The organism is Paraburkholderia xenovorans LB400 (assembly GCF_000013645.1).
Taxonomy (GTDB): Bacteria; Pseudomonadota; Gammaproteobacteria; order Burkholderiales; family Burkholderiaceae; genus Paraburkholderia; species Paraburkholderia xenovorans.
In genome coordinates this window covers 1-13,320 of record NC_007953.1, presented here as the reverse complement: position 1 = coordinate 13,320, position 13,320 = coordinate 1, and the positions used below count along the sequence as shown (strand labels likewise).

General features: G+C 62.3%; 9 protein-coding genes. 1 reads left to right on the top strand and 8 read right to left on the bottom strand.

Features of this window, described 5'->3' with window-relative positions; translation table 11 throughout:
• Positions 1-45 precede the first annotated feature (45 nt).
• Entirely contained in the window at positions 46-951 is a 906-nt protein-coding gene (gene gcvA, locus BXE_RS36805; RefSeq protein WP_011493198.1) for a transcriptional regulator GcvA, read from the top strand.
• A 117-nt stretch (positions 952-1,068) separates the two neighbouring features.
• On the opposite strand, the gene BXE_RS36800 is transcribed toward gcvA, so the two are convergent.
• From BXE_RS36800 to BXE_RS36765, 8 genes are all read right to left on the bottom strand, one after another.
• Positions 1,069-2,604, bottom strand: coding sequence for a methyl-accepting chemotaxis protein (locus BXE_RS36800; RefSeq protein ID WP_011493197.1), 1,536 nt, complete (start codon positions 2,602-2,604; stop codon positions 1,069-1,071).
• A gap of 160 nt (positions 2,605-2,764) precedes the next feature.
• Positions 2,765-3,862 (bottom strand): porin, encoded by a 1,098-nt coding sequence (locus BXE_RS36795; protein WP_011493196.1) that lies wholly within the window; start codon positions 3,860-3,862, stop codon positions 2,765-2,767.
• Between the two features lie 252 nt (positions 3,863-4,114).
• Entirely contained in the window at positions 4,115-5,047 is a 933-nt protein-coding gene (locus tag BXE_RS36790) for a LysR family transcriptional regulator (RefSeq protein WP_040123596.1), read from the bottom strand.
• 95 nt (positions 5,048-5,142) lie between these two features.
• Positions 5,143-6,099 (bottom strand): DUF979 domain-containing protein, encoded by a 957-nt coding sequence (locus BXE_RS36785; protein WP_011493194.1) that lies wholly within the window; start codon positions 6,097-6,099, stop codon positions 5,143-5,145.
• The gene (locus tag BXE_RS36780) at positions 6,096-6,881 is read right to left on the bottom strand and encodes a DUF969 domain-containing protein (RefSeq protein ID WP_011493193.1); all 786 of its coding nucleotides are present in this window, start codon (positions 6,879-6,881) and stop codon (positions 6,096-6,098) included. The genes BXE_RS36785 and BXE_RS36780 overlap by 4 nt, the downstream gene beginning before the upstream one ends.
• Before the next feature lie 75 nt (positions 6,882-6,956).
• Positions 6,957-10,613 (bottom strand): hydantoinase B/oxoprolinase family protein, encoded by a 3,657-nt coding sequence (locus BXE_RS36775; protein WP_011493192.1) that lies wholly within the window; start codon positions 10,611-10,613, stop codon positions 6,957-6,959.
• Positions 10,614-11,099: 486 nt separating this feature from the next.
• Positions 11,100-11,849 (bottom strand): YqcI/YcgG family protein, encoded by a 750-nt coding sequence (locus tag BXE_RS36770; RefSeq protein ID WP_011493190.1) that lies wholly within the window; start codon positions 11,847-11,849, stop codon positions 11,100-11,102.
• Between the two features lie 101 nt (positions 11,850-11,950).
• Positions 11,951-12,844, bottom strand: a complete 894-nt coding sequence (locus BXE_RS36765) for a sterol desaturase family protein (protein ID WP_011493189.1) — start codon at positions 12,842-12,844, stop codon at positions 11,951-11,953.
• Positions 12,845-13,320 lie beyond the last annotated feature (476 nt).

The following is a 13,320-nucleotide window of genomic DNA, read 5'->3' as shown; positions in this document are numbered from 1 at the left end:
AACAAACCAGATAAATTGACAAATCGCGTTAGATAAACTCTTCAAATGAAACGGATATTGCCCCCGCTCAATGCCTTGCGGGCCTTCGAGGCTGCGGGCCGGCTCGGCAGTTTCAAGGAAGCCGCCGCGGAACTGCACGTGACTCACGGCGCGGTGAGCCAGCACGTGCGCCTGCTCGAGGAGTGGCTTGGCGCATCGTTGTTTGACCGGTACAACCGGCGCGTGACACTGACTCCGGCGGCGAAGGTTTATCTGGAGGAAATCGGCCCCTTGTTCGAGCGACTCTCGCAGGCAACCGCGAGATATGGTGTGGCCGAAACGGTCTCCCGGACACTGTCCGTGAACGCGCCCGCGACCTTCACGTTGCGCTGGCTGGTGCCGAGACTGGCGAAATTTCGCGCTGCCCATCCCGATGTGGACGTCAACGTGGAGACGTCGAACAGGCCGCTGGAAAGTCTGAAAGAAGACTATGACATCGTCATCCGGGGCGGTCCGGACACGTTCTATGGCTACTCGATGCGGCCTTTCCTGTCCGAGGAAAGGCTTCCGGTCTGTAGTCCGGCGCTTTTGCAGCGAGTGCCGCTTCGATCGCCAGGCGACCTGCAGCAACACACGTTGCTGCACACTTCGAGTCTTCCCCGGCTTTGGCCCGACTGGCTGGCGAGCGCACAGATTCCTGCCCTGAGGCCGGCTGCCACGTTGACCTTCGACCACTTCTATCTGACCTTGCAGGCTGCCATCGACGGAATCGGCATCGCGATGGGGCCGACTGCGCTGGTATCGGCCGATCTCGCCGCTGGCCGGCTCGCCGCGCCGTTCGCCGGTCCTCGCCTGCCGTCGCGCAGCTATTGCACTTACGTTCCGGATGCGAAGTTCGGCGATGAACGGGTCATGCTGTTCCGTTCATGGCTAGAGCGCGAGGGGACGTGTCGAAGGTTCGCTGATAGCTGACGCCTGGCCGTTCCGATGAGCTGGCCGGGTGGCCGCTGCGGGTCGCGTGCAGTTGATCATCCATGACGCCGCCGGGAGAATGGCGTCGCTGCCGGAAAGTGGGCGGGCCGATTGCGCTTAGGCATCTAGCAGCAACTGCGGCTCGAACGCGACCCGTACGCATCCCCAATGACGTCCACCGATCGTGATGGGCATCGAAAACACGCAGGCGACCTCGCCGGTATCGCGCAGATAAGTTTGCAACAGATGGTGGCCACGAAACGTCGCCGACCGTTTGCCGGTATCGTCCGCGAAAATGCGTTTATGGCGGCTCGCGCGCAAATCGGTTTGCGGATCGCCTGTCAACGGCGCCGAGAAGCGCCGGTGATGAGCCGCCATATAACAGTTCGAGTCGTACGCGACGGCGAAGATCAGTTCCGGCCTTGCCTCAAGCATCGCGTCGAACAAACGCTGCAACTCGGCCTCGACCGCCTCGTCGTAAGACGTCGTGTACTTCTGCGGCGAAGTACCAGGCACCTCGCGGTAGCACTGGTCGAAGACGTCTAGTCCACTGCGCGCGGCGTCATCCAGATAGCGCTGCACTCTGTCGCGAAACGCTTCGACATCCGCCAGCAAGCTGTCGTGCGCGCTGCCACGCACCGGGAGTGTCGACCCAATGCCGTGCAGATTCTCCGTCTCGTCGCGCAGCACGCCGCTGCTCGTTTGTGCGGTGGTCATCGCATCGACCACTCCAGCCGAGCGTAAGTTGATATCGCGGATCTGGCTGGACAGCGCAATGTTCGCGTGATAAATCTCCTCGAAGGCACGACCGACGAGCGCCATGTTGTGGTCGGTCGATTCCAGCGCCTTCACCACCTCCACGAAATGCCGCACGCTTCGCTCGATTACCTGTGTGCAATTGCCGCTGTCCGTATGGACATGCTCGATCTGGCCGCGCAACACATCAATGTCCGTCATCGTCTGTTTGGCGATGTCGGAGATCGACCGATTCGCGTCCTGCACGCGCTGGGCTAGCAGCTTGACCTCGGCGGCAACCACTGCGAAGCCGCGCCCCGCTACGCCCGCGCGCGCCGCTTCGATCGACGCGTTGATTGCAAGCAGTTTGGTCTGCGCCGACACGCCCTCGATCAACTGCACCACGTCGCGAATCCTGGTGGTGCGCCGTTGCAGCGTGCCGATGCCCTGCACAACGTCGCCGAGGCGTTCGCTGGTCGTGTGGTTGAGCGTCGACACGCCGGTCAGATCGCGATGCACATCCTGAATGACGAGCAGATTGTTGGCCGTCTCGTGACAGACGGTGTCGACATGCCTGCGTGCGCCCGCAACTGCTTGCGCCACGGTGACGCTACGCGTTTCCGCCGCATTCGCCAGTTCGCGCTGTTCGCGCACGAGGCCGCTCGTCGTCGCAATGCATTGACCCAGCCGTGCCGCTTCGACGCCTATGCGCGTGCTGGCCATGCGTAAATCCTCGATCAGCCCGCGGATGCGTCTCCCGCTCATGCGGGTCGACGGAGCGAGTGCCGTGCGCACCGCAAGCCAGAGTCTAGCCGTGTTGCTGGTGCGCAGAGTGCGTGCAGACGCGGCGTGGGCGGTAGCGACCGTCGGCGCCAGACCGGAGATCGAATCCGGCAGACTGGCAGGAAGTTGACTCATTCATCCTCCCTCGTCGCGCTAGCTCCAGTGGCCTACCTTGCGGAGCCCCGACGGGCATATACACATTGGAAAAGACGGGGTGCTGCGCCCGTCAGCACAAAGCCTTGGGTGGGACGTCCCACGCTGGCGCTCGTAACCCACGAGCGCCAGCACGTGGCGACTAGAACAGCGTGCGCAGACTCAAGCCCGCGCCGAAGTTGTTCGCCTTCCCGCCGAATGTCAGCGGACCGTTCGGATCGTCGATCGACGCGCCGGCCAGGTGGCTGTGGTCCACCTCGAGGTAGACGTCAGTCCGCTTGCTCAGCAGATAGTCGACGATGCCGTAGACCGTCTGGATCGTGCCGTTCTGCCCTGGTGCGACATTGTTCGCATGGTCGTACGCATACGAGGCGGTCAACTTCCATTGCGGGGCAGCCTGATACGTCACGCCCGCACGGACGAACATGTCGTCGCGAGCCTTCGTTTGCGGACCGAACGCCGTGGTTGCGTTGCTGATGAGGTTCGTATTCGACAGTGGCAGGCCGCTGTTGGTGGCCGCCACCGAGAAGCCGGCATCGCGGCGTGCATTGATCCCGTATAGATACAGGCCCACCGGGCCCCACGCGTACGTGCCGCCCGCCGAGCCGACCAGCAGTTTGTGACCCGTCCCGTCTTTCGATTCGGCGCCGTCAACCCCCACCTTGCCGCCATTGAAGTTGTAGATCAGCGACGCCGTCGTGGTGCTGCCGCTCGAGGCACTGCCTGCCTGTCCGCCGAACGAGTGCTGAACCTGCAGCGCCACCGGGCCGAAGCGATTGTCGTATTCGACCGTATTGTCGAAGCGGATTCCGGTAAGGAAGAGAGACCAGTCGGTAGCGTTGATGTTGCCGCCGCCGATTGGATCAAAATTGAATGCGTAGAAGTTATAGATGCCACCATACTGGCGGCCAGCCTTCAGCGTGCCGTAGGTGTCGTTTTGCAATCCCACCCACGCAAAGCGGCCGAATAGTTGCGATTGCTGGTCGAACTTGCCGTTAGCGACGTTAAACCCGGATTCGAGCTGGAAGATCGCATACGAGCCGCCACCCAGATCTTCCTTGCCTTTCAGGCCGAAACGGTTGCCGTTGATCGCTCCTTCGTTCATGCCGAGCGTATTGCCCGAGCCAGAGGTCTGAAAACGTATGGCTTCGTCGATCAAACCATACAAGGTGACACTCGATTGCGCGTACGCACCTGAGCACATCAATGCGACGCTCGCCCCGAATATGAGCTTTTTCATATGGATTCCTTATTGGACTGTCTGAGCCGCAATCACAGACCGAACGCGCGGCTACCTCTTTGCAGCGTGGGTGGCTCCCGCTACCCGAACCGCACCCTGTGCTCCATGGCCTCACTGACGTGTGTGTCATGTCCCCGAGCAAGAGCGATTCTTATGCACTGCGTTTCGCAGGTCGAACAAGAAAATTAAATTGGCCGTATAACGAAAATTGATACGCTGAGGTGCACGACTTGAAGGCGTCGCAGTTCTGGCTCAGACCACCAGCCGGGCTGCGTCTTGACCCAGTCGAGCGGCGTATTTGCTCACTGTCTCGACGGCCACCTCGACGAGCCGTTCGGTCCAGTTTGTGCCCGAACGCCATGCAATGACGAATGGCAAGGGCGGCGGCGCTTCGAGTCCCTCGAGCTGACGTAGCACGCCGCTGTTCAGCAATTCGGGAACCAGGGCGGGCGGCATCGCGGCAACGCCGAAGCCCGCCTGCGTCAACTGGATCATCGCCGCCACCGAGTTCACGCAGCTCACGCGCGATTCGCCGATGCCGTACGACTGCATCAACCGCAGCAAGTCCTGATGGGGACGCGAATGGCGTGAATAGGTAATCAGGCGTTCGCGGCCAAGGCCCCGCAACGCAGCGGTGGGCGTGTCGTACGCCTCCTGAGAAACGATTGGAGAATTCGCCGCCGCTACCCATCCCATAGACAGTTCGAGCACCTCAATGCTGCGGATCGTCTCGTCGCGCAGCATGTCTGTCTGGATCACCATGTCGAGCATTCCGCGGCGGAGCTGCTCGTTCAGATTCAGCGCCGTTTCCGACGTCACTTCGATGTCGAGGTTCGGGTAATAGTGCATCACGTCAGACACAAAATTGACGAACCACGAGTGAATCGCGCTGTCCATGGCACCGATACGGATGGTGCCAAACGCGAATTTCTCGTCCTGCAGCGATGCGTAGAGCCGGGTCATGGATTCGTTGACCTGTTCCGCATGCTGCAGCACACGCTCGCCTGCACGCGTAAGCGCGACGCCCTTTGGCTCGCGCGTGAACAGCTTGGCGCCGAGTTCCTGCTCCAGCACTGAAATGCGGCTCGAAATGGCCGCCTGGGTCGAATGCAGCTTGTCGGCTGCAAGGCTGAAACTGCGCAGCTTCGCTACCCAGATGAAGGTCTCAAGGAATTTCAGATTCACATTACACCCCGTCGTCAATCGAAAAGGCCAAAAGGCCGACATTGCATCTCGCAAGCCGGCCTGCGCGTGCTGCACCGTCGCGCCTCACGTTATATCTATATGTACATCAGAGTGTTCAACAAAAAAATGTTGATGACCAGCAGGACAAGCGCGGTAGGCACCTGCGCGCGGATCACGCCATACTTGTCGGGCAGTTCGAGCAGCGCCGCGGGCACAATGTTGTAGTTCGCGGCCATGGGCGTGAGAAGGGTGCCGCAGTAGCCGGAAAACATCCCGATTGCCACCATCGGCGCCGGATTGCCATGAAACACGCCGATCAGCACCGGCACGCCGACGCCGCCCGTCATGACCGGAAAGGCCGCAAAGCCGTTACCCATGATGATCGTGAAAAGTGCCATGCCGGCGCAGTAAACCACCACCGCGACGAAGCGATAATCGAGATCGATATAGGAGGTGGTCAGATGCGCGACCGCCTTGCCGACACCTGCATCGGCGAACACCAGCCCGAGCATGCCGAGCATTTGCGGCAGCACGACCGCCCAAGACAACGAATCGACCAGGCGCCGCGCTTCCTTGACCGCCTGGCCGAGCGTGTCGCGCGTCAGCCGGCAAGCCAGTACCAATGCAACAACACAGCCCACGCCAAAGGAGACCAGCGTCGCGTTCTTCGGATCGATCAACGCAATGCCGCCAAATACCAGATGCGGCGTGAGGAGCGTGCCGATCACCGTGACGAACGGAATGGTCAGGGCCGGCAGGAACAGCTGGTTACCGAGACGCTGCGCGCTCGCACGACGTTCGTCGTCGGAGCGCAGCCTGGGTCTGGCGCCGACGACGCCGCCAAAACCGGCCACCAGCGCCATTGCGACGACGAGCACGCCAACCACATCGGCCGGCAGCCTGTCACCCACGAGAAAGATCAGCCCGTAGACAATCCAGAAGCCGCCGGCGAAGAAACGCTTCGGATGCGCGCGATCGCCGACAATCAGGCCGCCGATCACAACCAGCAGAATACCGAGCAGCCAGAAAAGCACGTTGAGCGAGAGAATCATGCCTGTTCTCCTTGTCCCGCGCCGACCACGCCGTCGCGGCGCGGGTTGCCGGGCGCATCCACCGAAGGCTCATTTGCGCTGGCCGCGTCTTCATCTGCCGCCGCGTGGCGACCTAGCCAGCCGTCGAGCCGGTACAGCCGGAAACTGTGCACAAGGAACGCGGCGAGTGCGGTCGGCATGCCCCACAGCGCGACGCGCATCGGCTCGACGACAATGCCTGTTTCCTTCAGGAACGTCACCATCAGCACGATAGCGCCGAATGCGACGAAAATGTCCTCGCCGAAAAACAGGCCGACGTTATCCGTGGCGGCAGCGAACGCTCGCAGCCGGAAACGAGCGGGGTCGCGTAACTTTCCGAAGCGTGCCAGCGCCGCACCCTCGGCCATAGGCGCAACGAGCGGCCGGACCATCTGCGGATGACCGCCGAGCCCGGTCAAGCCGAGCGCCGCCGTGATCTCGCGAACGAAAAGATACGCAATTAGCAGACGTCCCGGGGTCGCGGCACGGATGCCGCCGATCCATGTCTGGGCCCGTTCACGCAGCCCGTGCCGTTCAAGCAACCCGATCACGGCAAGCGGAAACAGGATAATCAGCGGGATCACGCGTGTCTTCACGAAACCGCTACCGATGGCGATGAGGATCCGGTCAACCGGAAAGTGCGCGGCGAGGCCGGTAATGATAGCCGCGACGGTCACGATCAGCATGGGATTAAAGCGCAGCAGAAAACCGGCGACAATCACCACGACGCCGAACAGCGGGTATAGATTCACTGCGGATTGCATGGACAGATCTCCAGAGAGCGGTGAAAAACGTCCCGCTGCAGGTGGCGGGACGGCCAGCATGGTGCGTCGAGGCTTTTACTCCACGCGACCGTATCCGCCTCCACCGGGGGTTTCGATGACGAACACGTCGCCGGGTTGAACGGTGGTCGTATGCGTCGCGCCGAACAGTTCGACGTTGCCGTTCGCCCGTACGATCCAGTTGCGCCCAACCTGACCGTTCTCGCCGCCGGCAAGACCGAAAGGCGCCACGCGACGGCGATTCGCCAGAATGTTCGCGGTCATCGTCTGGCGAAAGCGGATGCGCCGCACCGCGCCGTCGCCGCCCGGCTGACGGCCCGATCCACCGCTCCCGGCGCGGATCGCGTGCTCTTCGACGATCACCGGGAAACGCCATTCGATCACCTCAGGGTCGGTCATCCGCGAGTTGGTCATATGCGTCTGCACCGCCGACGTGCCCGGATGGGTGCGCCCCGCACCGGATCCGCCGGCGATGGTCTCGTAGTACTGCTGCGCTTCGTCGCCAAACGTGAAGTTGTTCATCGTGCCCTGCGAACCGGCCATCACCTTCAGCGCGCCGTATAGCGCGTCGGTGATCGACTGCGATACCTCGACGTTGCCCGCGACGACCGCTGCCGGATAAACCGGGTTCAGCATCGAGCCGTGCGGTATGACGATGTCGATGGGGCGCAACACACCCTCGTTCATCGGAATGCCGTCGGTGAGCAGCGTGCGGAACACATACAGGACTGCGGCCTTGCAGACGGAGCGGGGCGCATTGAAGTTGGTCACCCGCTGTTCGCTCGTGCCCGTGAAGTCCACGCGGGCCTGACGGCGCGCGTGATCGATCGATACCTTGACGCGAATCACCGCGCCGTCGTCCATTTCGTAAGCGAACTCGCCGTCGCCGAGTGCGGCGATCGCGGCGCGCACCGCTTCTTCTGCGTTGTCCTGCACATGGCCCATGTAAGCGAGCACCACATCGGCCCCATAGCGCGATACCGTACGCAGCAATTCAGTCGCGCCGCATTCGCACGCTGCAATCTGCGCGGTCAGGTCCGCAATGTTCTGATCGACGTTGCGGCTCGGATATTCACCGGCCGAAAACAATGCCCGTACCGGCATCTCGAGAAACGTACCGGCTTCGACGATTTTGACGTTGTCGAGCAGCACCCCCTCTTCTTCGATACTCGTGCTGTTCGGCGGCATGGAACCGGGTGTGATACCGCCGACGTCACCATGATGGCCGCGCGCCGCGACGTAGAACAACAGCGCGCCGTCGTCGCCATAAACCGGCATGACGACGGTGATGTCGGGCAAATGCGTACCGCCGTTGTACGGCACGTTCAGCATGTACACATCGCCGCGCTGCATCGTCGCGCCGTGCTCGCGGATCACGCTCAGCACGCTGTCGCTCATCGAGCCGAGGTGTACGGGAATGTGCGGCGCATTCGCGATCAGGCCGCCCGCGGGATCGAAAATCGCGCATGAAAAGTCGAGGCGCTCCTTCATGTTGACGGAGTACGAGGTCTTTTCGAGTGTCACGCCCATCTGTTGCGCGATCGACATGAAGACGTTGTTGAAGATCTCCAGATGCACGGGATGACGCGCTGTCGTGATCGCTTGTGCGGCCCGTTGGGCAGCGTCCGTGGCCGTATCCGCGAGACGGTCCAGACGCAGCGTGCCGTCTTCCAGCACGGTGGCGGACCAGCCCGGTTGCAGCACGATGGTCGAAATCTCCTCGGTAATCAGTGCCGGGCCGTCGATCCGCGAGCCCATCGCCAGCTCCCGACGAACCTGCAGCGGCACGCGTTTTGCGCGACCGCCGACGAACATCGTCACTTGCGCATCCGCCGGCGCCGTATTCGCGACGCGCGGTGCCGCGCGTTGCAATGTCGGCGATTCGGTCAGACCCACCGCTTCGACCACGATCGATTCGACGATCAGCGACTTGTTAGCCATCACAAAGCCATAGCGCTTGCGATGCAGCGTTTCGAACGCGTCGCGCATCACGCAAGCATCGCCAAACGGCACCTCGAGCGTCGAATCGGTGTTCTGATACTTCAGGCGGGCGGCGCGTGTCACATGAGCCCGTTCGCGCGGAATACGCTGCGCGAGAATTTCGCCGAGCGCGTCCTGTTCGAGCGCATCGTAAGGTTGCGCGAGTGACGCAACGGATACGGCGTCGAGCGGCGCTTCGACTGCGCGCTCGCGCAGCACGCGCAAATCCGCGAGGCCCATGCCGAAAGCGGAGAGCACGCCGGCGAACGGATGCAGCAGAATGCGCCGCATCCCGAGTGCCTCCGCCACTGCGCACGCATGCTGCCCCCCCGCGCCGCCGAATGCGCAGATCGCGTAGCCCGAGACGTCGTGGCCGCGCTCCACAGAAATCGTTTTGATCGCCTGCGCCATGTTGTCGACGGCGACTGTCAAGAAGCCTTCTGCCACCGCTTCCGCGCTCATCTCGCGGCCGGTTTCACGCCGCACCTGCAGAGCGAGTTCAGTGAACTTGCGGCACACCACGTCCGCATCGAGCGGCTGGTCGCCGTTCGGACCGAACACGTAGGGGAAATGCTCCGCCTGCACGCGACCGAGCATCACGTTGCAGTCGGTTACCGTCAAGGGGCCGCCGTTGCGATAGCACGCCGGTCCCGGATACGCGCCAGCCGATTCGGGCCCTACCTTGAAGCGGCCGTTCTCGAAACTGCAGATCGAGCCACCGCCCGCCGCCACCGTGTGGATGTCCATCATCGGCGCGCGAACGCGCACGCCCGCCACCTGCGTTTCAAAGATGCGCTCATACGCGCCGTCGTAATGCGCGACATCGGTTGACGTGCCGCCCATGTCGAAGCCGATCACCTTGCGTTCACCGACCGCCTCACAGGTCTTTACTGCGCCGACGATGCCTCCCGCCGGACCGGACAGGATCGCGTCCTTGCCGCGAAAACGCGCGGCCTCGGCCAGACCGCCGCTCGACTGCATGAACATCAGCGGGACGTTACCGGTGTGCTGCGACACACGATCCACATAGTCCCGCAGCACCGGCGACAGGTAGGCGTCGACCACGGTGGTATCCCCGCGCCCGACAAGCTTCATCAACGGGCTGACCTGATGGCTAACCGAAATTTGCGTGAAGCCCGCTTCGCGTGCGAGTTCAGCCACGCGTAACTCATGCTGCGGGTAACGGTAGCCGTGCATCAGGACGATTGCAATCGACGTGACGCCCGCCTTGCACGCCTCCTGCAGCGCGGCACCCGCAGCCGCTTCGTCGAGCGGCGTTAGCACGTCGCCGTGAGCATCGATGCGTTCGTCGAGTTCTACGACGCGCTCGTACATCTGCGTCGGCAATTCGATGTGGCGCGCGAAGATGTCAGGGCGGTCCTGATAGCCGATGCGTAACTGATCGGCAAAGCCACGTGTAATGGCGAGCAGCGTGCGTGCGCCCTTGCGCTCGAGCAGCGCGTTGGTCGCAACCGTGGTGCCCATTTTCACGACTTCAATGCGCTCCTGGGGCAGCGCTTCATCGTCGCCGAGGCCGAGCAGATCGCGGATACCCTGCACAACGGCGTCCTTATAGCGCCCCGGGTTCTCCGACAGCAGTTTATGTGTGACGAGCTGGCCGTCCGGCTTGCGCGCGACTATGTCTGTAAATGTGCCGCCGCGATCCACCCAGAATTGCCAGCGTTTATCGCTAGTGACCTGCTCGCGGTGGTTTGTGTTCTGTCTCGCTTCCATGCCTGAATCCCCGGTAAGTTCCGTGGCCGACCGTTGGCTTGCCTGGTGTGATCGGCCGACATATCGTCCGGGTTGAATTTTCGAAGCGATGGTCGTATCAAGTCGAGGCAGAAAAATAAATCCGGCGCATAAGAAAATCGGATGTCGTGGCAATTTCCATATTCATTGGCCCACCGATACGACCCACCGTTCCGCCTGCGAGCAGGCGGGAACAGGGAGCCTGGCAAGCACATCCGGGCGGGCATGGCATTCGTCTTCAGGTCGGCACGGTGGACGAAATCCGGCTATTTCGATCAGGTAGCGGCCATCTCGGACCTGGATGCTTTTCGTACGGAAAACAGGCCAGAAATTTCTGGCTGATCCCGATTCCATGGCTGCCAAAAGCTACCCCGGCGGCTATCGGTGCAAAAGCTGCCTTTGCCTTCCCCCTCCCGCGAACATTCGAACGTCCGTTTTGCCAGGAAAAGGCAATCTTGCGGCACGCAATCAGCGGCTGGCGAACGGGCAACGCCCGGTAACCGGCGTATTGTCGTCGGGCAAACAATACTGCTTCCATTCCCGATTGCGCGGATCGCCGTAAAAGCCAATGTCCGGATGCACCGGCATCGCGTCGTACGCCAGCATCCTGGCATGTATCTGGCGGCGCACTTCGGCGCTGATTGGCTTGCCGGTCGTCGGGTCGGTGAACAGCTCGCGCGGCTGGAACAGCAACACGATCCCGTTGCCGACCACACGGCTGCGCCGCCGGCGATAGGTCGGACCGGTGCCGACCACGAACATCTTGCGACCGCCGAACGAGAACTCCCACAACGGGTCGTCCGGATCGGCGGGCCGCATCGGCATGTCGTCGGCCTCGTGCAGTTGCCGCAGTATGTACCAGAAGCGCCGCAAGAATTCGGCGTGCGACACGAGCGCAGGGTCCGGCGTGCAGAACATGGCGAGACTATGGCGCGCGAGCGCCGCATCGCGCCCGAGCTCGACGAAGCGCCGCATTGTCATACGTGCAACGTCGGGACGCTCGCCGTCGAATGCGTAGAACATCTCGCCACGGCGCTCGGCCGCCTGGCCGAAGAAGCACGGATAATCCGGCCGGTCGAGCGTTTCGCGGTAGCTGCGATACGCATCGCGCCAGCCCGCGGGCAGATCGGCGGAATTCGACGCTTCGACGTTCAGGATCCGGGCGGTCCAGGGGGTGGATATCACTTTCGACTTCTCGGCTTCGGGGGAAATCGCCATTGGCATGCTCCGGACGAAATCAGGGTTGTCGCAAGAGTGCACGCTCGCGTTGCGTGCGTCGTCGGTGACCGCCGGACCCATCGCACCGCGGGGTCTCCCGCTCAATGGGCCGGGCGTCGCCTGCGCGCGAGCTGGATCATCCGGCGCACGCCGCCCACATGCTGCTGCCACCAGTTGCCCGTTGCGATGATCTGATCTGCGGTCGGGTCTCCGGTCTCGCGCGCGTCGTGGGTAAAATTCGCGGTGCCGAACAGCATGTCCCACCACGGCAACACGGTGCCGAAATTACAGCTCTTGCGCCTCGCAATCTCAGGGCAGTGATGCGCGCGGTGGAATTGCGGCGAGATCAGCAGTCTCTCGCCTAGCCATCCGTAGCGGGCGCGCGTATTCGCGTGCGCAAAGCTGCCAACGAAACGAAACCCGAGAATCACGAACGGAAACTGCAGCGCCGGCATCCCGATCGCGATCGCGACGACGAAAAGCCACACGTACGTGATGATGTCCTCGAGCAGGTGCGAGCGGTCGTCAGACCAGAACGTCATCTGCAGCTCGGCATGATGTAGCGTATGCAGCCCATACCACCAGCCCAGACGATGCGAGATCCGGTGCCGCCAGTAATCGGCACAGTCGAGTATCACGAACCCGATCAGGAAGCCGGCGAGCGGCGTCCCCGCGACGTCCGCGATGCGTGTGAGCAAAGACGGCACCGGCCACTGATGCGCGAGCAGCCAGCGCTCGACCAGCGCTTTCACGAGTCCGTACTCGAAGTAAGCGGCGAGCGGAAAAAGTACGATCCGGACGATGAACGTGTAGACGATGTCGGTCGCCATCGGTTGCCGGACCGGCCAGCGCAACAGTGGCCAGAACCGTTCGAGCGGGGTACAGAACAGATAGCTGAGGGCGACCTGCAGCACGCCGCATCCGGCGAACAGCAGCCACGCCGAGCCGGCCGATCGCTGCGCCGCCGATCCAAACAGACCGGCGATGCACGACATCAACGCACCGGTTCCTGAGCATGCAAACAACGCAGACAACACGAGCAACTCCACTTCGTTCGAACTATGGGCCCGGTGCTGATGCTTCGGTGGGAACAGCACGCGACGCCGCCGGCAATGTGAAAAGGAGCCGCAAAAAACGGTCCTGCGACCGGGCACGACAAGGACCTTGTGTCAGGTACTTTATAGTCCTTGCTGCGTGACAAGCCGGTGGCGTGCAGATGGCAGACATGCCATGAACGGTATTCGTCGCCGCTTCGGCATCGTCAGCGGTACTGCCGGACGCGTTCCCCAGGATGGGCGATGTACGTCCTCAACCTGTGGTTCAATGCGGGAGAGCACACGTAACCGGAAAGGGGTCGATAGCGGGCGGACGGACAATCAGTAAAGGGGGTTTAACGATGCAAAGCATGCCGCTAGCCCGTGAAAAAGCTATCAACCGCTGCAATAGCGTGGTGTGAAAGGCGAACGCCAGT